The 22,127-nt window shown below is 50.5% G+C and carries 21 protein-coding genes; 10 read left to right on the forward strand and 11 right to left on the reverse strand.

What is annotated here, in order from left to right; translation table 11 throughout:
* Positions 1 to 65: 65 nt before the first annotated feature.
* The 9 genes from LN341_RS03870 to LN341_RS03910 form a co-directional block, all read right to left on the reverse strand.
* Complete coding sequence (locus tag LN341_RS03870; RefSeq protein WP_234204074.1) at positions 66 to 695, reverse strand: DJ-1 family glyoxalase III; 630 nt, start codon at positions 693 to 695, stop codon at positions 66 to 68.
* Entirely contained in the window at positions 688 to 1,587 is a 900-nt protein-coding gene (gene panE, locus LN341_RS03875) for a 2-dehydropantoate 2-reductase (RefSeq protein ID WP_234204075.1), read from the reverse strand. The genes LN341_RS03870 and panE overlap by 8 nt, the downstream gene beginning before the upstream one ends.
* 105 nt (positions 1,588 to 1,692) lie before the next feature.
* A complete protein-coding gene (locus tag LN341_RS03880; protein ID WP_046221506.1) occupies positions 1,693 to 2,505 on the reverse strand; it encodes an outer membrane protein OmpK in 813 nt (270 codons plus the stop codon).
* Between the two features lie 310 nt (positions 2,506 to 2,815).
* Positions 2,816 to 3,628, reverse strand: a complete 813-nt coding sequence (locus LN341_RS03885) for an outer membrane protein OmpK (protein ID WP_046221505.1) — start codon at positions 3,626 to 3,628, stop codon at positions 2,816 to 2,818.
* 396 nt (positions 3,629 to 4,024) lie between these two features.
* The gene (locus LN341_RS03890; protein ID WP_234204076.1) at positions 4,025 to 5,389 is read right to left on the reverse strand and encodes an MFS transporter; all 1,365 of its coding nucleotides are present in this window, start codon (positions 5,387 to 5,389) and stop codon (positions 4,025 to 4,027) included.
* A gap of 126 nt (positions 5,390 to 5,515) precedes the next feature.
* Positions 5,516 to 5,878 (reverse strand): hypothetical protein, encoded by a 363-nt coding sequence (locus tag LN341_RS03895; RefSeq protein ID WP_234204077.1) that lies wholly within the window; start codon positions 5,876 to 5,878, stop codon positions 5,516 to 5,518.
* A gap of 42 nt (positions 5,879 to 5,920) precedes the next feature.
* The gene (locus LN341_RS03900; protein ID WP_046221502.1) at positions 5,921 to 6,475 is read right to left on the reverse strand and encodes a peptidylprolyl isomerase; all 555 of its coding nucleotides are present in this window, start codon (positions 6,473 to 6,475) and stop codon (positions 5,921 to 5,923) included.
* Positions 6,475 to 7,044, reverse strand: coding sequence for a YajG family lipoprotein (locus LN341_RS03905; protein WP_046221501.1), 570 nt, complete (start codon positions 7,042 to 7,044; stop codon positions 6,475 to 6,477). The genes LN341_RS03900 and LN341_RS03905 overlap by 1 nt, the downstream gene beginning before the upstream one ends.
* Positions 7,045 to 7,101: 57 nt before the next feature.
* On the reverse strand, positions 7,102 to 8,244 hold the full coding sequence (locus LN341_RS03910) for a methyltransferase (RefSeq protein WP_234204078.1): 1,143 nt from the start codon (positions 8,242 to 8,244) through the stop codon (positions 7,102 to 7,104).
* Positions 8,245 to 8,426: 182 nt separating this feature from the next.
* On the opposite strand from LN341_RS03910, the gene bolA reads away from it, so the two are divergent.
* The 10 genes from bolA to dinB all read left to right on the forward strand — a co-directional run bounded on the left by bolA (position 8,427) and on the right by dinB (position 17,947).
* Positions 8,427 to 8,738, forward strand: coding sequence for a transcriptional regulator BolA (gene bolA / locus LN341_RS03915; protein ID WP_046221499.1), 312 nt, complete (start codon positions 8,427 to 8,429; stop codon positions 8,736 to 8,738).
* A 730-nt stretch (positions 8,739 to 9,468) separates the two neighbouring features.
* Entirely contained in the window at positions 9,469 to 10,809 is a 1,341-nt protein-coding gene (locus tag LN341_RS03920; protein WP_234204079.1) for a Na(+)-translocating NADH-quinone reductase subunit A, read from the forward strand.
* A gap of 3 nt (positions 10,810 to 10,812) precedes the next feature.
* Positions 10,813 to 12,057 carry an NADH:ubiquinone reductase (Na(+)-transporting) subunit B gene (locus LN341_RS03925; RefSeq protein ID WP_046221497.1) on the forward strand — a complete coding sequence of 415 codons (1,245 nt, stop codon included), beginning with the start codon at positions 10,813 to 10,815 and terminating at the stop codon, positions 12,055 to 12,057.
* Positions 12,047 to 12,838, forward strand: coding sequence for a Na(+)-translocating NADH-quinone reductase subunit C (locus LN341_RS03930; protein WP_046221496.1), 792 nt, complete (start codon positions 12,047 to 12,049; stop codon positions 12,836 to 12,838). Before LN341_RS03925 ends, LN341_RS03930 begins: the two co-directional genes overlap by 11 nt.
* Positions 12,831 to 13,463: an NADH:ubiquinone reductase (Na(+)-transporting) subunit D gene (locus LN341_RS03935; protein WP_027253865.1), complete on the forward strand. Its 633-nt coding sequence runs from the start codon at positions 12,831 to 12,833 to the stop codon at positions 13,461 to 13,463. Before LN341_RS03930 ends, LN341_RS03935 begins: the two co-directional genes overlap by 8 nt.
* Positions 13,464 to 13,470: 7 nt before the next feature.
* Positions 13,471 to 14,067: an NADH:ubiquinone reductase (Na(+)-transporting) subunit E gene (gene nqrE / locus LN341_RS03940; protein WP_027253866.1), complete on the forward strand. Its 597-nt coding sequence runs from the start codon at positions 13,471 to 13,473 to the stop codon at positions 14,065 to 14,067.
* Positions 14,068 to 14,089: 22 nt separating this feature from the next.
* A complete protein-coding gene (gene nqrF, locus LN341_RS03945; RefSeq protein ID WP_027253867.1) occupies positions 14,090 to 15,313 on the forward strand; it encodes an NADH:ubiquinone reductase (Na(+)-transporting) subunit F in 1,224 nt (407 codons plus the stop codon).
* A 173-nt stretch (positions 15,314 to 15,486) separates the two neighbouring features.
* The gene (locus LN341_RS03950) at positions 15,487 to 16,482 is read left to right on the forward strand and encodes an FAD:protein FMN transferase (protein ID WP_234204905.1); all 996 of its coding nucleotides are present in this window, start codon (positions 15,487 to 15,489) and stop codon (positions 16,480 to 16,482) included.
* A 14-nt stretch (positions 16,483 to 16,496) separates the two neighbouring features.
* Complete coding sequence (gene nqrM, locus LN341_RS03955; protein ID WP_027253869.1) at positions 16,497 to 16,718, forward strand: (Na+)-NQR maturation NqrM; 222 nt, start codon at positions 16,497 to 16,499, stop codon at positions 16,716 to 16,718.
* A 146-nt stretch (positions 16,719 to 16,864) separates the two neighbouring features.
* Positions 16,865 to 17,947 carry a DNA polymerase IV gene (gene dinB, locus LN341_RS03960; protein ID WP_234204080.1) on the forward strand — a complete coding sequence of 361 codons (1,083 nt, stop codon included), beginning with the start codon at positions 16,865 to 16,867 and terminating at the stop codon, positions 17,945 to 17,947.
* A gap of 76 nt (positions 17,948 to 18,023) precedes the next feature.
* Here dinB and LN341_RS03965 read toward each other — a convergent pair whose 3' ends face one another.
* Positions 18,024 to 19,484: an aminoacyl-histidine dipeptidase gene (locus tag LN341_RS03965; protein WP_234204081.1), complete on the reverse strand. Its 1,461-nt coding sequence runs from the start codon at positions 19,482 to 19,484 to the stop codon at positions 18,024 to 18,026.
* Between the two features lie 130 nt (positions 19,485 to 19,614).
* Positions 19,615 to 21,258: a methyl-accepting chemotaxis protein gene (locus LN341_RS03970; RefSeq protein ID WP_234204082.1), complete on the reverse strand. Its 1,644-nt coding sequence runs from the start codon at positions 21,256 to 21,258 to the stop codon at positions 19,615 to 19,617.
* Positions 21,259 to 22,127 lie beyond the last annotated feature (869 nt).

A 22,127-nucleotide genomic window follows, 5' to 3' on the forward strand; every position in this document is an offset into this window, starting at 1 on the left:
GGGAGGGATCGTACAACGATGACTGAAACCGCGAAGATTCCCCCCCTTAGCAAGGGGATAAATGATCAGCCTTTCCCCACCACGTCGAAACACATGCTCGGCCACATCACCATAGGTTCTGCCACTTTGGCGGTTGTGGCTTTCCCCAGCAGCAGGGTGATGATTTCCAGTGCAAACTCTTGCGATGTACCCGGTGCCTGACTGGTCAGCAGATTGTTATTCACATCAAACATCACGCGGCGACCTTCACGGCGGCGGTGCTCAGGAATCCGGTCAACAAAGGCCGGGTGAGCCGTCATCAGTGCGTCCGGATACAGCTGGTGGTGTTCGAGCACCACAGCCGGTGCGGCACAGATCGCCGCCACAAGTTTACCGTCATATTTGTGCTGCTTGACGAACTCTACCGTCAGCGTGCTGTCTCTGAGGTATTCTGCACCAGACAGGCCGCCGGGCAGGACCACACAGTCGAATGGTTCATCGGCAATTTCAACCAGCGGGCAGTCTGCGGTGAGTGTGATCCCCCGCGAGCCTTTCACCGCCAGTGCCCCGTCCTCTGCCACACTGGCGATAGTGACTTGCATACCGGCCCTGATCAGAATATCAACCGTATTGATGACCTCCATTTCTTCGCTACCGGGGGCAATACAGACCGCCACTTTAGGTGACCGGACGGAGGAGGGTTGTGGGTTAGCCATAATTTTGCTCCAAATGTTTGATCTGTTGCCACAGGACGAAGTTCGCTGGTGTGGCAAGCTGAAAATGGTGTGCCTGTTCAATCAGAAAGCCGGTAATGGCGTCGATTTCCGTTGGCCGCTGGTTGGCAACATCCTGCTGCATGGATGAATAATTGGCCGCCGTGGCTTGGATGACGGTCAGCGTGCGTTGCAATAGCGATTCGGTGCTGGTGGTGTGGCCGGCGGCTGTCATGACAGCTGCCACTTCGCGACAGATGTCTGTCAGTTCGGCTGTAAAATCCGGCGCTGCCAGATCGCCATTGCGGCATTGGTGGATGGCCGTCAGCGGATTGATGGCGCAATTGATGGCCAGTTTCTGCCATTGCGGAGCGTGAATATCTTCATGCCACTGGCAGGGAGCCAGCGCCGTATTCAGCACCCCGGCCAGGGATTGCCATTGTTTACCGGCCCTATTGACTGCGCCCAGCCAGGTTGGGCCGACACCTGTATGGCGAACACTCTGGTGGTCGACACGTAAAGCCGCCTGAGAGGTGGTTGCATAGAGTACCGGATTATCCGGCAGCAGTTGCAGCACCTCGTTTTCTGTTCCCATGCCGTTGTGCATCACAATCACAGGTGTTGCGGTGCGCAGCCAGGGGGCGATGCTCTGGATTGACTCCAAGACTTGAAAGGCTTTTACCGTGATCAGAATGACATCGCTCGAGGTCAGCCGTTCGGGCTGATTGCAGCAAAAGGTGAAAGTATCTGTGTCCGGCGCATCCAGGCCTTGCCATTGCAGTGTAAAGGCTGTGTCAGTCTGGCGGCGCCAGAGGTGGATGGCGTGGCCTTGTCTGGCCAGAGCGCCGGCCCAGAGGCTGCCTATGGCACCAGCGCCAACTAAGGTAATCTTCACGGTATTGCCTGTTGGGAAAGGAATCACTGAAGCCTATTGTAGCGGCTGGGAAATCAAGGGGTAAAGTAAAAGTCCGGATACCTGAGTACCCGGACCGGACGGTTGTCAGAACTTATAGGTGACAGAGAAATAATGGGAGGGGCCAGTGGACTCAAAGCTATCTGAATCTTCAATCAGGTAGACATCATAGAAGAGTTTCAGACCGTAGCCGACCGAGAAGCGGTCGGAGTGCCAGTACAGCCCGTTAAACCAGTTCCCGCCATGGGTGGCCTGGGAATTGCCGTTAAACTCATCATCCGCGCCAAACTGGTAATCAATATAGCCCTGGTAAGAAATGAATGTGCCATTATCAAAGGTATAGAAGGGTTTAAACCAGTTGGTGGATATCTGGTAGCCGTTCCAGTCTTTGGCGTTCACATCGTACAAACCATACAGATTCAGGCCGACTTTCCCAAACCAGGGCACCATGATATCGGAGCCGATCCCCCAGAAGGAGTTATTGACGTCCTGCGCACCGCCTCCCCAGTTGAACAGGGTGGCAAAATAAAGCTCCTGCACCGGGCCGAATGAGAGATCGGTTTTGGTGAGCGCATCAAGCGAAACCCGCGGCGCAAATTTCATGAACATTTTAGGTCTGTCTTTCTTGTCACTGGCATCGCTTTCGGTCAGATCGAAGAAATCCACATAGCCGTACAGATCAAAAATACCGGATCGGCCACCAAATTCCATTTCCAGATAGTCATGACCGGATGGATCGCTGGGTGCACGGGGATATTCTTCCAGTGCGTACATCAGGTTGAATTGAAACCATTTATAGTCATTTTTATGGATATCGCCGTCAGTATAGTCTGCGGCAAAAGCGGTTCCGGGTACAACCAGTACTGCTCCAAGAGCCAAAGCTAAACGAGTCTGTTTCATGTTGGCGTTCTCACTTATCGTTTATCGTTGCCATTGCTTAGGGAACACGTCTGCCAAGAGGCTTGTTTCTTAACAGAAAGACAGTGTCTAACTTAAAAGATTAGTGGATTGCGGATGGGATGCCTGAGAAGTAAGAAAATAATCCGTGCTCTGGGGAGTGATACAGATCGTAACTTTAGAAATCAGTCAGCAAATCAGGCAGATGAAAGGGGTTAGCAGGAGGAATAAAATTGTCTCAGGAGTTAGAACAAAAAACAAAGGCGCCGGGAAGGCGCCTTTGCAGAGTTCAGCGTATTGTTCAGGGCAAGACTCAGAACTTGTAAGTCAGGCTGACATAGTGGCTGATACCGGTCGATTTGAAGGCATCAGAGTCTTTAATACCGTAAATGTCTTTGTAGGCTTTCAGGCCGTAACCCACCGCATAGCGCTCAGAGTGCCAGTAGATACCGTTGAACATGGCGCCGCCGTTGCTGGCAGAAGCGTACTCTTCTTTCATGCCAAACTGGTAATCGATGTAACCCTGGTAAGACACGAAGCTGCCGTTGTCCAGCGTGTAGAAAGGTTTGAACCAGTTGGTCGAAATCTGGTAACCGTTCCAGTCTTTTTGGTTCATGTCATAGGTGCCGTACAGGTTCAGGCCGATTTTGCCCAGCCAAGGTACGTTCACATCAGAACCCAGACCTACTTTGTAGTTGTTTACACCAAAAGTGCCTTTAGTACTGTTGGTAGTGCTGCCGTCCCAAGTCAGTTCAGAAGCAATGTACAGTTCTTGCACCGGACCAAAAGACAGATCAGAGTGAGTCAGGGCATCCAGAGAAACCCGTGGTGCAAACTTCATGAACATTTTTGAGTCAGCGTTTGCTTTGTCGCTGTCTGGGCTACCAGTCAGGTTGAAGATATCGACATAACCGTACAGGTCAAAGATACCGGAACGACCGCCGAATTCCATTTCCAGGTAGTCGTGGCTTGATTCGCCTGGCAGCTCGTCAAATGCGTACATCAGGTTGAACTGAGACCATTTGTAGTCGTTCTTGTGGATATTACCGTCGGTGTAATCAGCAGCATTCGTAGCAGCAGACAGGGAAGCTGCCAGTACACTCAGTGCAACAAGGGATTTACGCATCGTCAACTCTCGCTAATTGAATTAAAACACCGGACTTTTTTGACCAGTCCGTATCAATGGCGGGAAGTGTATTGTTTGATGTCACTAATGTGAATGTAACAAACTGGCAGTTGTTTTTTGATTGTGAGTTTGATCTTGTGTAATGGATTTCAAAAAAAATCAAAAGTGATTTTGATCTCTTTTTGTCTGCTATTTGATGTAATTTTTCTGATCTAAGTGAGTAATAGGTCAGTTATTGTTCATGTCTGGTCTAGGGGAAAGTTAACTGAGATCAAATAAAGTCAACTTGAGAGTCAAAATTATCAACAGATATAGAAACAGAGGCGTGCAGGGCGATGTATCTGACCTGGCTTTTTGGAACGCACAGGTCAGATAAAGTTCCCGGATTGGGGAATTTTAATTTTGATGCGGGGCGTATGTCGCCACTGCTTTGATGAGGAGCAGCACAGGTAAGCCGATCAAGGCGGTACTCAGAAAGAAAATGTTATACCCCCAATGATCAACAAACAGGCCAGAAAAACCGGCGAGAAATTTCGGGAACAGCAACATGATGGAGCTGAATAGGGCATATTGGGTGGCAGAAAACGCCACGTTGGTCAGGCTGGACATGAAGGCGATAAAGGCGGCTGTGGCAATTCCCGCGCTCAGGTTATCAATTGAAATCACCAGCGTCAGCATCGGCAGGCTGTTGCCAATATAGGTAAAGGCCATGAACAGCAGGTTGGTGAAAGCGGCCAGTACAGCGCCCAATGCCAGAATTTTCAGGGTGTTATAGCGATAAATCAGGATACCGCCCAGGCCGGCACCTGCCAGCGTCATGATCACGCCGTAGATTTTGGAGACTGTGGCGACTTCACTTTTGCTGAACCCCATATCGACGTAGAAAGCATTGGCCATGATGCCCATGACGATGTCTGATATCCGGTAACAGCTGATCAGTGCCAGTAACAGCAAACCGGCTTTACCGTAGCGGGAGAAGAAATCAATAAAAGGCATGACGGCAGCGGTGTAAAACCAGGCCGCGATGCGTGCCATTCTGTGTGATACCCCTTTGGCTTCCAGTTTATGGCGGATATCTGCTTCCAGATCATCCATCGCTTTGCCATTGACCTTGGGTTCGTGAATGCACAAAGCTGTGATCAGGCCAACGGACATCAGGCCCGCCATGATGAAATAAGCCGTTTTCCAGCCGATGGGGTCATAGCCGGTGTCTGAACCAAATAGAGCAGCAAAAGCCAGAGCCCCGGCCCCGGCCATGATCATGGCCAGCCGGTAGCCTGTCATATAAGCGGCAGCCAGCGCGGCTTGCAGGCGTTCCGTTGCCAGTTCAATCCGGTAGGCGTCAATGACGATGTCTTGCGAAGCAGAAGCAATGGCAACAATGACCGCGAAAATAGCCAATTGAGACAGTTCGGCCTGAGGATTACTGATCGCCATGCCGCACAGTGAAGCGATGATCAGTAATTGAGAGAAAACCATCCAGCCCCGCCGGCGTCCGAGCAGTTTTGAAAACACTGGGACGGGAAAACGGTCAATCAGAGGTGACCAAATCCATTTAAAGCCGTACGCGAGCGCCACCCAGCTGAAATAGCCAATGTCAGTGCGGCTGACTTCGGCTTCACGCAACCAGAAGGACAGGGTGCCAAAGACCAGCAAAATGGGCAGACCGGATGAAAATCCGAGTGCCAGCATGATCAAAACTTTTTTTTCGAGATAAACACGCCACCCTGTGTTCGGGTGCTCGTCGACGGTGTGCTCCATATGGAGTGGCCTCTGTTACTGATGACTATCTGGTTGCAGATTTATCGCTATAAGGTAACAGCAAGCGCGGGTGAGAAAAACCATCGGAAAGTCAAAGTGTGGTGAGTTTGGGAGCAAATTTCGGCTTTAGGGACGAATCCCCTGCATTTTCTCTGGCGCTTCGCCCATCCCCAGCAGGAATTTTGCACCGGCTGTGACACGAAACTGGATAAAGCAGTTCCCCAGCAACTGGTGTTCTTCCAGAGATTCCATCAAATGCAGCAGATACCAGTACACCGACTCATAGGTATTGTCGGGTGTCCCGCTGGGGATCGACAGCATCCACCAGTCATGCAGATGTTCAGTACAGGTTTTTTTGAGGGAGTCGTAGCTGGTATCACCATTGATGGTGCCCAGCATAGAGATCGCCAGAGCCGGTGCGTAATCAGCAATGTGATTGGCAATTTGCTCTGTCGGCACATCCGGTGTCGAGGAAACAAGTTTGAGCATAGGCACCACCCTGGCCGAAGATTAACGGCCAGGGGCGTCAATCTACTTGTTGATTCGGTTCATCGATTTAATAACTATAGGCTGCTGAGGCACATCTTTCATACCTATTGAGCGGACGGTTGTGGTAGGAATCGCGGCCATTTTTTCAATAACTGAGAACCCTTTCACAACTTTTCCGAACACCGCGTAACCCGGCTTACCTGACCGGCCGTCAAGAAAGGTATTGTTCTGGTAATTGATGTAGAACTGGCGCGTGGCTGAATCGGCCACTTGCGTCCGCGCCATGGCGATGGTGGCTCTTTGGTTGCTCAGGCCGTTATCGGATTCATTTTTGATAGGCTCGTAACTCGGACGTTGCTGTAAATCGGCATCAAATCCACCGCCTTGCGCCATGAATCCCGGAATCACCCGGTGGAAAATGGTGCCGACATAGCTGCCGTCTTCGACATAGCGCAGGAAGTTCTTGGTGGTCACTGGGGCTTGCGCTTCGTTCAGCTCAACCACAAATTCGCCCAGACTGGTTTCAATGGCAACCTGAGTAGCGGCCGAGGCTGAAAACGAAAGTGCCAGCAGCGTGGCGGTAATCAAGTGTCGCATTACAGGTTTTCCTCCATGTAGCTGTTCAGTTCCGCATCAGACTGGATGTCACGCAGTACGGCATCCATCAGACCCGTCATTGCCACTTCCATGGATTCTGTTGAGGCTGTCATTGCACCTTCCCGGGAAGATTTGCCCGCATAGCGTTTGATGAACTTTCCGTTGGGGGTTGTCAGAACCAGTTGCAGTTGCAATTTGCTGTTCAGGGTGTGACTGAAAGCACTTTGTTTGACATTCACGATGGCTTCCAGAATATCCAATCGCATTGTGCTTTGGCTCTCGTGACCAATCTGAACGCCCTGGGATGTTAACTGACGGGAGAGTGCGTCTTGTAATGTCAGGCGCAGGTTTTCTTTTGCGTGCAAGGGGTGAACGTTTTGATCCCCGTTATCAATTACAGCAACGAACTGGGCGGTGCGCAGATCGCGGCTTTCAAGAGTCAGATTCTGCCCTTTCAGGTTTGGCTCTCCGGCCAGAGAAGGGGAGGGCTGAATAGAAAGCTGAGAGTCAGTCGGTGCCGTGCAGGCGGTCAGTGCCAGCAGTGATACGGCAAAAATGAAGGGTTTCATCCGGTGTGTTCCTTATTCAACAGGCTGTCGTCAGCCGCAATGAGCAAAATTATGGGCTTATTTTTCAGCTTGATAAACCACAAATTTAGGGTTCTGAGCAATTTTCTGTACTTTAGCAAACAGTCGCTTAAGCTTTCCATCATAGCCAAGATGACGGTTACCGATCACGATCAAACGTCCGTGCTGCTTTAGGCTTTGCTTTGCATCACAGAACATTTGCCAGGCAATATGATCGGTAATGGTATTTTGCTGGTGGAAAGGCGGGTTGCACAATACCAGGTCTGCGTCGCTATTTGCCATACTTTCCAGACAGTTATCAACTTTAGCCTCAAGTTGAGCCGGATTCGTCAGATTCAGGTCAGCATTTTCCCGGCAAGACGCCACGGCCATGTAACTTTCATCGACACAGGTCACTTTCGCCTGTGGGTTGAGTCTGGCTGCCTGCAAGCCAATGACCCCGTTTCCGCACCCTAAGTCAATAATGTGCTTCAGTGCCGGATCCTGAGGAATGTGCTCCAGCAATAACCTGGCCCCGATGTCGAGACTTTCACCGGAAAACACATTGGCATGGTTGGTTAAGGTGAGCTTGTACTCGGGCACCGCCCAGCGCTGGGCTTCCGGCAGCGCCGCCGCCAGATGTTTATCCGGCTGACAGAAAATCAGGCGTGCTTTTTTCACCGCCAGTGACGTACGGGTCTGGCCCAGATGTTTCTCGAACAGTTTGAGTGTGGAGGAATGTATATCTCTGGCTTTCGCGGAAGCAATTACCACACAGTCTTCAGGTAAAGCGGCACAAAGCTGGGTGAGCTGCCACACCAGCAGCCGGTTATTTTTAGGCAGCTTCAGCAGCACCAGCTGGGTTTGGGGAGGAACCGGGGCCAGACAGTCTGCAAATGCGATGTCCGGCAGCGCATTTGCGGCCAGATTGTGCTGGCTGGCCGTTCTTGAAATGTACGAGTCACCTACAGATACCGTCTGTCCCTGACGGGCGAACCAGCATGCTAACGCACCAAAGCTGTCATTCATGATCAGCACAGGGCGCTCTGGATCCAGAGTGAGTGTTTGCTGCTGTTTCATGTCTTCCACCTGATTGATCAGGTATTCGTCCGCCGCATCCCAGGCTTGCAAGGTTTCGTGTTGACGAATCGGATATCGGTTCAGTTGCAGGGTCTGGCCGTGCAGGGTGAGCTCAGGTTTCATTCAGGCTATCTTTAGGGTATGTTGTCGGGTTGAATATTTTCGCAGATGCTGACGTAGCTGCAAAGACTAACAGTGAGAAGTGTGTTGTTATGCTGAGCATAACACAGCGGTTTTCAGAATATCGCCGCATTTTCATTCGTTTTCTTACTCAGACACTGAGCATGCCGGCGTCAGGAGGCCTTATGATCCAGGAACGTATTGAACAGAAACTGCAAGCCGCATTGTCACCGACTTATCTGGAAGTGCGCAATGAAAGCTACATGCACAATGTGCCAGAAGGCGCAGAAAGTCATTTTAAAGTCATTGTTGTCAGTCATGAATTTGAAGGTCAGCGGCTGATTGGTCGCCATAGAGCCATTAACACGGTCCTGGCAGATGAGCTCGCTAATCACATTCATGCGCTGGCGATGCACACATACACGCCAGAGGAATGGCAGACCCAACAGTCTGCGCCGGCTTCCCCTGCTTGTTTGGGTGGCAGTAAGTTTGACTGAGTTATGATCAACGCATCAGGCAACTGAGCCCGGGTGAATCATACCTGAATGAAAAACCGCATCTTGTTGCGGTTTTTTACAGTCCGAAGTTTGAAGTTGATAGTCATCAATCACTGAGTCATGGCGTAGTATACGCACCAATCAATCACAGAGAGCTCTGTGATCACTCAGATGCCGGCCTGACGCAGGCCCAGGATGACGGAGTTCGGCCGTATGTGACCATTTTCTGCGACTATAATGAGTCCCGGATGTGGTGAAATGTTCGGTGTGGCCTGAGCCACCGGATGAAAACATATGTTGCAAATTCGATGCGGTTTTGCATCGGATTTTACTGTTTTATGACCATTGAATGCGTTAGTTTTACCGACTGTCCTTTGGTGTTGATGTTTTGATACCAATTTGTAAATAGCAGAAAAATACAGTTTTCGAGGCTGGCTGCAGAAGATTCAGCGCAAGTGTGCGTTGGGTCAAATTTATCTGTTCTCGTGATTATTAGCACATCAGCTATCGCTGAATTTCAGTTCGATTAGCGAGGTTTGCCATAGTAAAAACCTGTTGATTAATGCTAAAATCCGGCCCTCGAAAAAACTCGTCATCTTAAATGTGTGATGAAAGAGTTAATAGGATGTTGCGGTGCTGGTTGCTGAAAAGCCGGCCTCGGACCAAGGAAAGTCGTGTCTAAGTTGCGCAATAACAAGTTCTTTTTCCCGTTAATGTAGTGCAAGTGCGTATGATTACAATAAAGAAGGGGCTGGATATCCCAATTTCAGGGACTCCTACCCAGGCGATAAATGATGGTAAATCCATCTCTCGAGTCGCCTTGCTTGGCGAAGAATACGTGGGTATGCGTCCAACCATGCATGTCCGCGTTGGGGATGTAGTAAAAAAAGGTCAGGTGCTCTTCGAAGATAAGAAGAACCCAGGCGTGAAATTTACTGCTCCGGCCAGCGGCAAGGTTTTGGAAGTCAACCGTGGAGCGAAGCGTGTGCTTCAGTCTGTTGTCATTGATGTTGAGGGCGATGAGCAAATCACCTTTAACCGCTATGACAAAGCTGAGCTGGCTCAACTGGATCGTGCTGTGATTGTTGAGCAGCTGGTTGAGTCCGGTATGTGGACAGCGTTACGTACCCGTCCATTCAGCAAGGTCCCTGCGATCGATGCTGAAACACAGGCGATTTTTGTCACTGCAATGGACACCAATCCATTGGCAGCGAACCCAGAAGTGATCATCAACGAGCAAGGCGAAGCCTTCGTTGCGGGTCTGTCACTTCTGTCTCGTCTGACCGGTGGCAAGGTGTATGTGTGTAAGTCAGGTGCAAGCCTGCCGCGCAGCAGCGAAACCAATGTGGAAGAGCACGTATTTAACGGACCGCACCCTGCCGGTCTGGTAGGTACGCACATCCATACTTTGTTCGGTGCTGACGCACATAACGTTGCATGGCACCTGAACTATCAGGATGTGATTGCTTTCGGTCAGTTATTCCTGACGGGTGAGCTGTACACGCAGCGTGTTGTTTCTCTGGCAGGCCCTGCCGTGAACAATCCTCGTCTGGTTCGTACTGTGATCGGTGCGTCTGTCGAGCAGTTGACTGAGTCTGAGCTGTTAACCGGTGAACTGCGTGTGCTGTCAGGTTCTGTCCTGAATGGCATTCCGGCAACTGGCCCGCATGCTTATCTCGGCCGTTATCACCTGCAGATCTCTGCGCTGCGTGAAGGTCGTGAGAAAGAATTCATGGGCTGGATCGTTCCTGGAAAGAATAAATTCTCTGTCACACGTGCTTTCTTTAGCCAATTTTTCCCAGGCCAGCTGTATAACATGACAACCACGACCAATGGTAGTGAGCGTTCTATGGTGCCAATCGGTAACTATGAGCGTGTCATGCCGCTGGACATCGAACCGACACTGCTATTGCGTGATCTGTGCGCCGGCGATACTGACAGTGCCCAGCAGTTGGGTGCCTTGGAGCTGGATGAAGAAGATCTGGCGCTGTGTACCTTCGTGTGCCCAGGTAAGTATGAGTACGGTCCAATGCTGCGTGCATGCCTGGACAAGATTGAGAAGGAAGGATAATTCATGAGCCTCAAGAATTACCTCGAGCAGATCGAACACCACTTTGAGCCAGGTGGTAAGCATGAGAAGTGGTTTGCACTGTATGAAGCAGTTGCAACCGTGCTTTACACCCCGGGTATGGTGACCCGTACCGGTTCTCACGTGCGTGACAGTATCGATCTGAAACGCATCATGATCATGGTTTGGCTGGCTGTATTCCCTGCCATGTTCTGGGGGATGTACAACGTCGGCCATCAGGCTGTTGTTGCCCTGAACCACATGTATGCGGGTGATCAACTGGCTGCCATTATCGGTGGCGACTGGCATTACTGGCTGACCGAGTCTCTGGGCGGTACCTTAGGTGCTGACGCAGGCTGGGGCAGTAAAATGCTGCTGGGTGCGACTTACTTCCTGCCTATCTATGCCACGGTATTTATCGTGGGTGGTTTCTGGGAAGTGCTGTTCTGTATGGTCCGTAAACACGAAGTGAATGAAGGTTTCTTCGTCACCTCAATTCTGTTTGCCCTGATCGTTCCGCCAACACTGCCTCTGTGGCAGGCTGCACTGGGGATTACCTTTGGTGTTGTTGTGGCGAAAGAGATCTTTGGCGGTACGGGTCGTAATTTCCTGAACCCAGCTCTGGCTGGTCGTGCTTTCCTGTTCTTCGCTTACCCGGCGCAGATCTCAGGTGACCTGGTATGGACTGCCGCGGATGGTTTCTCAGGTGCGACCGCACTGAGCCAGTGGGCAGCCGGTGGTCAGGCAGCAGTCGTCAACACTGTGACTGGCGAAGCGGTAACCTGGATGGATGCTTTCATTGGTCGTATCCCTGGATCTATCGGTGAAGTTTCGACGCTGTTCATTCTGATCGGCGGTGCCTTTATCGTGTATCTGGGCATTGCGTCCTGGCGCATTATTGCCGGTACCCTGATCGGTATGGTTGCGGCTGCAACCCTGTTCAACATTATTGGTTCTGATACCAACGCAATGTTCGCGATGCCATGGCACTGGCACCTGGTTCTGGGTGGTTTTGCTTTCGGTATGATGTTCATGGCAACCGACCCGGTTTCCGCTGCTTTCACCAATAAAGGTAAGTGGTGGTACGGTGCACTGATTGGCGTGATGGCCGTTCTGGTACGTGTGGTTAACCCTGCGTTCCCTGAAGGCATGATGCTGGCGATTCTGTTCGCCAACCTGTTTGCACCGCTGTTTGACCATGCAGTAATTCAAGGCAACATCAAACGGAGACTGGCTCGTCATGTCAAATAAGAATGATAGCATCAAGAAAACGCTGATTGTTGTTGTTGTCCTGAGCCTGGTGTGCTCGATCGTGGTATCAACAGCAGCAGTGATGCTGCGTCCAATGCAGCAAGCGAACGCTAAGCTGGATGTACAGCGTAATATCCTGTCTGTAGCAGGCCTGCTGCAGGACGGTGTCAAGGTGACTGAAACGTACAATCAGTTTATTGAACCTAAATTGGTTGATCTGGCGACCGGTAACTTTGTTGACTCTGTTGATGGTATGTCACCTGCTGAGTATGACCAGCGTGATGCAGCGAAAAATCCAGATCTTTCTGTGAAGCTGGATCCGGCAACCGATCCGGCGAAGCTGATTCGTCGTGCGGACGTTGCCAAAGTGTATCTGGTTAAAGATGCCAGCAATCAGGTACAGAAGCTGATTCTGCCTGTGAACGGTAAGGGCCTGTGGTCCATGATGTACGCTTTCGTTGCAGTTGAAACAGACGGCAACACAGTATCCGGCATCACTTACTATGAGCAGGGTGAAACCCCTGGACTGGGTGGCGAAGTCGAGAACCCGAAATGGCGTGCACAGTGGGAAGGCAAAAAACTGTTTGACGATAGTTTCGCCCCTGCTATCCGTGTCGTGAAAGGTGGCGCGCCGGAAGGTGATGTTCACGGTATCGACGGTCTGTCTGGTGCAACGCTGACAAGTGACGGCGTTCAGAACACCTTCCAGTTCTGGTTAGGTGATAACGGCTACGGTCCGTTCCTGACTAAAGTGCGTAACGGAGGCCTGAACAATGGCTGATACGAAAGAAATGAAAAAAGTCCTGCTGGGGCCGATCGTTAGCAATAACCCGATCGCTCTGCAGGTACTGGGTGTGTGTTCAGCGCTGGCTGTAACCACAAAGCTGGAAACCGCGTTCGTTATGGCGCTGGCGGTAACTTTCGTGACTGCGTTTTCCAACTTCTTTGTTTCTCTGGTGCGTAACCAAATCCCGAACAGCGTACGGATTATCGCTCAGATGGCGATCATTGCCTCGCTGGTTATCGTGGTTGACCAGGTGCTGAAAGCGTTCGTTTACGACATCTCTAAGCAGCTGTCTGTATTCGTTGGTCTGATCATCACCAACTGTATCGTCATGGGTCGTGCAGAAGCTTATGCAATGAAATCTGCGCCACTGCCATCTTTATTAGATGGTATTGGTAACGGTCTGGGTTACGGTTTCGTATTGCTGACCGTCGGTTTCTTCCGTGAGCTGCTGGGTTCAGGCAAACTGTTTGGTATGCAAGTGCTGCCGCTGGTCTCTGAAGGTGGCTGGTATCAGCCAAACGGTATCATGTTGTTGGCACCGTCTGCCTTCTTCCTGATTGGCTTCATGATTTGGACCATTCGTACTTTACGTCCAGATCAAGTAGAAGCGAAGGAGTAAGGGAAACATGGAACATTATATTAGCTTACTGGTTCGTTCGATTTTCATCGAGAACATGGCACTGTCTTTCTTCCTGGGGATGTGTACATTCCTGGCGGTATCAAAGAAAGTCAAAACCTCTTTCGGTCTGGGTGTCGCAGTGACTGTGGTACTGACGATCTCAGTACCGGTAAACAACCTGGTTTATAACCTGCTGCTGAAAGACGGCGCCATTGTTGAAGGCGTTGATCTGACGTTTCTGAACTTTATCACTTTTATCGGTGTTATCGCGGCACTGGTACAGATTCTGGAAATGATTCTGGACCGTTTCTTCCCGCCGCTGTACAACGCGCTGGGTATTTTCCTGCCGTTGATCACTGTGAACTGTGCAATCTTCGGTGGCGTATCTTTCATGGTACAGCGTGACTACAACTTCGCGGAGTCTGTGGTATACGGCTTTGGCTCAGGTGTGGGCTGGATGCTGGCTATCGTTGCCCTGGCGGGTATTCGCGAGAAGATGAAGTATTCTGACGTGCCTGCAGGTCTGCGTGGCCTGGGTATTACTTTCATCTCTGTTGGTCTCATGGCGTTGGGCTTCATGTCCTTCTCCGGTGTACAGCTGTAATCAGGATAATAAGGAATAATTCATGGATATTATTCTTGGCGTAGTTATGTTCACCTTGATTATCCTGGCTCTGGTTTTAGTGATTCTGTTCGCTAAATCCAAGCTGGTACCATCAGGTGACATTACTATCTCAATCAATAACGACCCGGAAAAAGCAATCACGACCCCTGCGGGTGGTAAACTTCTGGGCGCACTGGCAGGCAGCGGCATCTTTGTCTCTTCTGCTTGTGGTGGTGGTGGTTCATGTGGCCAGTGCCGCGTGAAAATCAAATCTGGTGGCGGTGATATCCTGCCAACCGAGCTTGATCACATTACGAAAGGTGAAGCACGTGAAGGTGAGCGTCTGTCTTGCCAGGTGAACGTGAAAGCCGACATGGACATCGAGCTGCCAGAAGAAATCTTTGGTGTGAAGAAGTGGGAATGTTCTGTTATTTCTAACGATAACAAAGCAACCTTCATCAAAGAGCTGAAACTGGGCATTCCGGACGGCGAATCAGTCCCATTCCGTGCTGGTGGTTATATTCAGATTGAAGCGCCACCACACCATGTGAAGTATGCCGATTACGACGTACCTGAGAAATTCCGTGAAGACTGGGACAAGTTCAACCTGTTCCGTTACGAGTCAAAGGTTAACGAAGAAACAATTCGTGCTTACTCAATGGCGAACTACCCGGAAGAGGAAGGCATTATCATGCTGAACGTGCGTATCGCTACGCCGCCACCTCGTAATCCGGATGTGCCACCAGGTATCATGTCTTCGTATATCTGGTCGCTGAAACCGGGTGATAAGGTGACTATTTCTGGTCCATTTGGTGAGTTCTTCGCCAAAGATACTGATGCAGAAATGGTGTTTATCGGCGGTGGTGCAGGTATGGCACCTATGCGTTCACACATCTTCGACCAGCTGAAGCGTTTGCAGTCTAAGCGTAAGATGACCTTCTGGTACGGTGCGCGTTCTAAGCGTGAAATGTTCTATGTAGAAGATTTCGATATGCTGCAGAACGAGAATGATAACTTTAAGTGGTACTGCGCCCTGTCGGATCCTCTGCCAGAGGACAACTGGGACGGTTACACCGGCTTCATCCACAATGTGCTTTATGAAAACTACCTGAAAGATCATGAAGCGCCGGAAGACTGCGAATACTACATGTGCGGTCCACCGATGATGAACGCAGCTGTTATCAGCATGCTGAAAGATCTGGGTGTTGAAGATGAAAACATCCTGCTGGATGACTTTGGTGGCTAATCCCACCTGAGATCTTCCTCCTAAATGGCTGATCCCCTGGGATCAGCCATTTTTCGTCAAGCCCCGTATTAATTTTCTTTAGAGCGTATCAATGCCGTGTGAACGGCAGCTGAGCAGACATTTTCAGTCTTTGGGAGATCCCTTACATGATGAAATTTTTCACCCGGGCAACCATGCTGCTGGTGATGGCGCTGGTTGTCAGTGGTTGTAGCGAGCAACGTCAGTTAATTCACCTGACCGGCTCAACCATGGGCACCTATTATTCGATCAAGTTGATTGAGCAGGAAGGCTTACCGAGCGAGGTGGCGCTTCAGAAAGAAATTGATCGCCGTCTGGAATTGGTGAATGATCAGATGTCGACCTACCGGGAGGACTCCGAGCTCAGCCAATTTAATCAGCATCAAAGCCGCGAACCGTTTGCCGTCTCAGCAGATACAGCAACCGTGGTGCGGGAAGCGATTCGTTTGTCTCAACTGACGGATGGCGCACTGGATGTGACGGTTGGCCCCTTGGTCAACTTATGGAGTTTCGGTCCGGAAGCTCGTCCGGATGTGGTACCGACGGATGAAGAGCTGAATGCTCGTCGTCAGGAAGTCGGTATAGAGCATCTGAAGGTTGAAGGTAACGCTTTGATTAAAGATTTGCCCGGCCTGTATGTTGATCTGTCATCCATTGCGAAAGGTTATGGTGTTGACGTGGTTGCTGACTATATTGCCTCTTTGGGTGTGAATAACTATCTGGTTGAAATCGGTGGTGAAATTCGTCTGAAAGGCAACAATCTGGAAGGCGTGCCATGGCGGATAGCGATTGAAAAGCCAACTGAAGACGGCAGTCGCTCCATTCAGGAAGTGGTTGAGCCGGGTGAAATGGCTGTGGCTACATCGGGTGATTATCGTAACTATTTTGAAGAAAATGGTGTACGCTATTCACATCTGATTAATCCCATCACAGGTAAGCCGATTACCAACCGTGTGGTTTCAGTCACTGTGATGCATCCGAAATGCATGACAGCAGATGCGCTGGCAACGGCATTTTCTGTGATGGGTGAAGAGAAAGCGATGGCACTGGCTAACCAAGAGAAATTGCCAGTTCTGTTGATTGTAAGTACAGATGAAGGCTTTAAGGAATACGCCTCTGATGCCTTCGTAACTTACATGCAAAAGAAATAAGTTGAGAGCATCGTATGTTGGTATATGTAACAACCTTTGGCGTTTTTCTGTTAGTCATCGTGGCTATGGCCGTTGGCTATATTTTCCAGCGCAAGACGGTAGCCGGTAGCTGCGGTGGCCTGGGTGCGGTTGGCATTGAAAAAGAATGTGACTGCCCTGAACCTTGTGATAAGCGTCTGAAGCGTGAAGCGCGCGCTGCCAAGCAGGAAGAGTGGAAGAAAAACCAGATCATCTGATGGATGACAGACATTCTCGCTGAGTAAAAGCCCGTGGATAATCCCGCGGGCTTTTTTGTTGCTCGCTATCTGCTGGGTGTGCACTTATAATGCTGTATATAAACACAGTTACTTTTCATTCAATCACACGCTGAAAACCCGATGTTATGCCAGAGCAAACCTTGACCGACAGCCAGCAACGGAAAATTATCCATGTGGACATGGACTGCTTTTTTGCAGCGGTTGAAATGCGTGATAACCCTGAGCTGCAACATGTCCCGATTGCGATTGGCGGGCGCTCAGAACAGCGGGGCGTGCTCAGTACCTGTAATTATCTGGCCCGGCAATTTGGTGTGCGCTCTGCGATGCCGACGGCCCAGGCGATGAAGCTGTGTCCTGACCTGGTCCTGGTGCCCGGCAGGATGGCTGTGTATAAAGAGGTCTCCCATCAGATCAGGGCGATTTTCCAACGCTATACCTCGCTGATTGAACCCCTTTCACTTGATGAAGCTTATCTGGATGTCACAGCGTGCAGCCTGCATCGTGGCTCTGCGACTTTGATTGCTCAGGATATCCGCCAGGCTATCCGTGAAGAGCTGCATCTCACGGCTTCTGCAGGTGTGGCACCGGTAAAATTCATTGCCAAAATTGCTTCAGACATGAATAAGCCGGATGGTCAGTATGTGGTGACGCCAGCCGAGGTTCCTGATTTTGTGGCTGACCTGCCACTGGAGAAAATACCGGGAGTGGGCAAAGTCACCATCCAAAAGCTGCACGATATTGGCCTGTATCTCGGCAAAGATGTGCAAGCGTATGACAGGCGGGAGCTATTAAAACAGTTTGGCAAGTTTGGTCAGTCACTGTGGTCGCGGGTACACGGTATTGATGAGCGTGAAGTCGTGGTCTCGCGGGAGAGAAAATCGGTCGGTGTCGAGCGGACCTTTGCCCGCAATATCGGAGACTATGCACAATGCTGGCAGGTTATAGAGCAGTTGTATCCTGAATTAGAAACACGACTTCGTAAAGTACGTCCGGATCTGCGCATTGCCCGTCAGGGCGTGAAAATAAAATTTGCGGACTTTCAGCAAACCACGGTTGAGCATATTCAGCCATTGCTTCACAAACAACAGTTTGCCGCTTTGCTGGCTGAAGCGCTGACCAGACAAAAAGGACGGGAAATTCGCTTAGTCGGTATCAGTGTCGGGCTGGAGTCGGGTGTCAAAGCCCAGCAATTGTCGTTTGACTGGTAGTCAGGGACTCAGCTTCGCAGGAAAAGACAATGGGGGAGCGGATGTGCTCCCCCCTGGTGCAGATCAAGTGTCTGGATCAGGCTTTCACCGGGATCTGTTTCAGGATGGCAACCATTTGTTCCCAGAACAGGCCAACGGTTTGAATGTTGACTTTCTCGTCGGGTGAATGCGGGAATTTAATGGTTGGGCCGAAAGAAATCATATCCATGTTCGGGTAGGGCTCTTTAAACAAGCCACATTCCAGACCGGCATGGATCACCATGATATCCGGGATCATTCCGTAAATATCCTGGTAGGTTTCTCGGAACAGATGCATCACTTCCGAATCCGGATCAGGTTTCCAGCCCGGATAGGCACCGGAGAACTCACACTGGGCACCCGCCAGCTGGGCCAGGGCGCTCAGCGCGTGCTCAACACTGCTTCGGCCGGAGTCAATCAGTGAGCGGATCAGGCACAGCAGGGTCACGCGGTCAGACTCTGTGGTGATCACGCCCAGATTCAGTGAGGTTTCAACGACTCCCGGAATGTCATCGCTCATGCGTACCACACCGTTCGGACAGGCATTGATCAGCGCCAGCAGTCGCTGCTGGCTGCCATCAGATAAGATATCAGCAGGTAATTCGCTGTTTTCAACCGACAGCTTGATACCGGTTTCTGTCTTGCACAGCTCGGCATTCAGTATGCTTTGGAACTGGCCAAAAAGCGATTGCAGCGTATCAGCTTTGTTGGCGGGCAGCGTGACGATGGCAAAGGCTTCACGGGGAATCGCATTGCGCAGTGTGCCGCCTTTGAGGCTGTTGACACGAAGCCCCAGCTCAGCGGCATGGGCAAACAGGAAACGTCCCAGCAGTTTATTGGCATTGGCACGACCGGTGTGAATATCGCAGCCTGAGTGTCCGCCTTTCAGACCTTTGATCATCAGTTTGACCGCCGTGTGATCGGCCGGGACGGGTTCACGCCCAATCGCCAGAGATAGCTCGGCATCCACACCACCGGCGCAACCCATGTAGACTTCGCCTTCCTGCTCTGAATCAGTATTGAGCAGAATATCGCCTTCCAGCCAGCCTGCCTGCAGACCAAATGCACCTGTCATCCCGGCTTCTTCATCTACGGTCAGCAGCACTTCCAGAGGGCCGTGCTCAATGTCTTTCGAGGCCAGCACAGCCAGACAGGTTGCCATCCCAATACCGTTATCAGCACCTAACGTTGTGCCTCGGGCGGTGACCCACTCACCATCGATATAAGGCTGAATGGGGTCAACGGCAAAGTCGTGGTCTGTGTCTTCATTCTTTTGCGGAACCATATCAATGTGGGCCTGAAGCACTACACCTTTGCGGTTTTCCATGCCCGCCGTAGCAGGTTTTTTAATCAAGACGTTGCCAGTGGCATCGCGGCGCACAGCCAGGCCTTCGCTTTCAGCAAAACGAATGATGTGCTGAGCCAGGGCCTCTTCATGTTTGGACGGGTGGGGGATGGCGCAAATTTGATCAAAGAATTGCCACACGATTTGTGGCGAAAGATGGCTGATTTCAGACACAGAACTCTCCCTAATAAACTGTCATTCATGCCGCCTTAACCGAATTATCATAGGGTGATTTTTCGGTTAAGGCAGATGAATATCTTACCTCAACCACAGATCGCTTGCGAATAGTCCCATTGGCTTTTGATTAAATCTTAAATTGAGAGAACTGCAGATTCAGATCACGGCCGCTGGTAAGCAGTTGCTCACTGGCTGCGGCAATCTGCTGGCCTTGCGCAACATGGCTGTGACTATGCTCGCTTAGCTGTGACAGACTGATATTAATGGCCTCTGTTGCATCGGACTGTTGCTGACTGGCATCGGCAATATGCTGATTCAGCTCACGTATCGTATGAATTTGCTGGCTGATCGCTTCCAGTGCACTGGCAACATCCTGCGCATGTTTCACCGTACTGGCGGACTGCTCACTGGTTTGGAGCAGGGCGTGACTGACATTGGTGGAGCGGCTTTGCAGCCGGGTAATAATGGTTTCTATCTCATTGGTGCTGGACTGAGTGCGGGTCGCCAGAGTGCGGACTTCATCGGCGACGACGGCAAAACCCCGCCCCTGCTCGCCGGCGCGGGCTGCTTCAATGGCGGCATTCAGCGCCAGCAGGTTAGTCTGCTCGGCAATGTTGCGGATCACGTCCAGTACTGCGCCTATGGTCTCTGAGTCTTCGGCCAATGCCTGCGCACTTTGATTGGTTTCATCCAGCAAGGCGAGCAGGGCACGCATTTCCTCTCCTGAGCGAGACACGACACTCAGCCCCTGTTCACTGTGAGATTGTGCCGTGATTGCGGCATCAGCAGCAGTTGCGGCGGAACGTGCGACTTCCTGATTACTGGAATGCAGCTCTGTCATGGCTGAGGCGACGGAATCAATGCCCTGATGGGCCTGACTGGCACTCTCGGCTGTGGTTGTGGCGACGGCATTGAGCTGGCTGGCGGCTGAGCTGATATGCTCACTGACAGGTTCAACAGCACGCAGCATGTCACTGATCCGATCAGCGAACTGATTATAGGCTTCTGCAATCCGGCTCAATTCGTCATTGCCCTGAACTGGCAGGCGCCGGGTTAAATCGCCTTCGCCACGGGAAATGTCCTGCATGGCCAGCAAAGTGGACTCACACGGAGCGGTAATGCTGCGGCCAATCACTTTGGCCAGCACCAGCATCAGGATCAGTGAAGCGGCCAGAATAAGCCCAAGGCGTTGTAATTCTGCGTAAAAGAGTGCTTTGACATCATCGACATAAATGCCTGACCCCAAAATCCATCCCCAGGGTGCAAAACCTTTGACGTAGGAAATTTTATCAACGGGTTCTGAGTGACCTGGTTTTTCCCACTGATAATCGACAAAGCCCTGACTTTGTTGCCTGACAATATTGGCCATGCTGACAAACAGTGTATGGCCGAGGGGATCTTTGAATTGGGAGAGATCTTTTCCGTCCAGCTCGGGTTTGAAGGGATGCATCACCATCTTGGGATGGCTATCGTTAATCCAGAAATAATCGTTATTTTCGTAGCGCAGGCTGGCGATGGCTTGTTTCGCCTGCATCTGTGCTTCACTGCGTGTCAGCTGGCCCTGAGTTTCCTGCTGATAGTAGTAAGTCAGCAAACTGTGCGCACTCTCGACCAGATTTCTGGTTTTATCTCGTTTTTGGTCCAGAAGACTTTCCTGATAGCCGGATATGAAGGTTATCAGAGGGAGCAGGGTCAGAATGGTAATGATCAAGCCCAGCAGATACAGACGGCTGCTGATCGATAATGAACGTAAGTGAGGGAGTTTTGTCATAGCGCTTTCTTCCTTGCTTGCACTCAGGCAAATGACCTTCACTGATGTTGTCTGCTTATTCGGGAATTAGGTATGCCACTTTAGTCTCATTTTGGTGGATTTACGGGCGGCTTAACATTAACTGTGACGTAATAAACCATCACGGAAAGGTGTTTTTGAGATTTTAATTCACAAAAATGTGATCTGGTTAAAATTAAAGTTGTAATTAAATTACCTAATGGTTATTATCATCCCAAGTTGAAAGACGATCGTTAGCACAGGGAAAGTCAGTGCGTTCACTCCATGGAACCGAGATTGGTGGCCAGGTTGCTTTCAGGCAGCCTGCAGGCAATAGAAAGAATTAAGGAAGTCGTTGTCATGAATGTATATGAATCCACAGCAAAATTTTGGAACAATCAAGGCGTTTTCAGTGGTGCGTTTAGCTACCCAAGATCTTTTGGTTACTGATAGTTGAATTGCTCACGGCACACATCCCCCTGATGTGCCTGCAGCCTTAGCGTTGCAAACAGATGTTCACCCCCTAACTTTCAAGACTAATCAGATGGTTGCTCTGCTGCAGTGATTGCTGTTAACAGAGACCCGAAAACTTAGTTTTGCCGCCACCCGGGAATGGGTGGCGTTTTTTTTATCTTCCGCTTTACGTATTTTGTTTCATCCGGCATTCATTACGAAAATGTCGTGAAAAAGAATGTATTCGATTACACCCAGTCAAACAGAGTAAAGATTTCACTCTTTATATTGGATTAAGCGTTTGCTTTTGCTGTGAAAAATATAAATGCTTAAAAAACCAGCCATAAAAGGATTTGTTTAAGTTGTTGATTTTTAACTTGTTCTATCGCAATTTGGAAATGGATTGGGCTGAAATCAGC

This window comes from Photobacterium sp. TLY01 (assembly GCF_021432065.1).
Classification (GTDB): domain Bacteria; phylum Pseudomonadota; class Gammaproteobacteria; order Enterobacterales; family Vibrionaceae; genus Photobacterium; species Photobacterium halotolerans_A.

Bases quoted from the DNA above. Each gene is read 5' to 3' on its own strand.
- LN341_RS03870 (WP_234204074.1), bottom strand. From the start codon at position 695: ATGGCTAACCCACAACCCTCCTCCGTCCGGTCACCTAAAGTGGCGGTC.
- LN341_RS03880 (WP_046221506.1), bottom strand. From the start codon at position 2,505: ATGAAACAGACTCGTTTAGCTTTGGCTCTTGGAGCAGTACTGGTTGTA.
- LN341_RS03885 (WP_046221505.1), bottom strand. From the start codon at position 3,628: ATGCGTAAATCCCTTGTTGCACTGAGTGTACTGGCAGCTTCCCTGTCT.
- LN341_RS03890 (WP_234204076.1), bottom strand. From the start codon at position 5,389: ATGGAGCACACCGTCGACGAGCACCCGAACACAGGGTGGCGTGTTTAT.
- LN341_RS03895 (WP_234204077.1), bottom strand. From the start codon at position 5,878: ATGCTCAAACTTGTTTCCTCGACACCGGATGTGCCGACAGAGCAAATT.
- LN341_RS03900 (WP_046221502.1), bottom strand. From the start codon at position 6,475: ATGCGACACTTGATTACCGCCACGCTGCTGGCACTTTCGTTTTCAGCC.
- LN341_RS03905 (WP_046221501.1), bottom strand. From the start codon at position 7,044: ATGAAACCCTTCATTTTTGCCGTATCACTGCTGGCACTGACCGCCTGC.
- LN341_RS03910 (WP_234204078.1), bottom strand. From the start codon at position 8,244: ATGAAACCTGAGCTCACCCTGCACGGCCAGACCCTGCAACTGAACCGA.
- bolA (WP_046221499.1), top strand. From the start codon at position 8,427: ATGATCCAGGAACGTATTGAACAGAAACTGCAAGCCGCATTGTCACCG.
- LN341_RS03920 (WP_234204079.1), top strand. From the start codon at position 9,469: ATGATTACAATAAAGAAGGGGCTGGATATCCCAATTTCAGGGACTCCT.
- LN341_RS03925 (WP_046221497.1), top strand. From the start codon at position 10,813: ATGAGCCTCAAGAATTACCTCGAGCAGATCGAACACCACTTTGAGCCA.
- LN341_RS03930 (WP_046221496.1), top strand. From the start codon at position 12,047: ATGTCAAATAAGAATGATAGCATCAAGAAAACGCTGATTGTTGTTGTT.
- LN341_RS03935 (WP_027253865.1), top strand. From the start codon at position 12,831: ATGGCTGATACGAAAGAAATGAAAAAAGTCCTGCTGGGGCCGATCGTT.
- nqrE (WP_027253866.1), top strand. From the start codon at position 13,471: ATGGAACATTATATTAGCTTACTGGTTCGTTCGATTTTCATCGAGAAC.
- nqrF (WP_027253867.1), top strand. From the start codon at position 14,090: ATGGATATTATTCTTGGCGTAGTTATGTTCACCTTGATTATCCTGGCT.
- LN341_RS03950 (WP_234204905.1), top strand. From the start codon at position 15,487: ATGCTGCTGGTGATGGCGCTGGTTGTCAGTGGTTGTAGCGAGCAACGT.
- nqrM (WP_027253869.1), top strand. From the start codon at position 16,497: ATGTTGGTATATGTAACAACCTTTGGCGTTTTTCTGTTAGTCATCGTG.
- dinB (WP_234204080.1), top strand. From the start codon at position 16,865: ATGCCAGAGCAAACCTTGACCGACAGCCAGCAACGGAAAATTATCCAT.
- LN341_RS03970 (WP_234204082.1), bottom strand. From the start codon at position 21,258: ATGACAAAACTCCCTCACTTACGTTCATTATCGATCAGCAGCCGTCTG.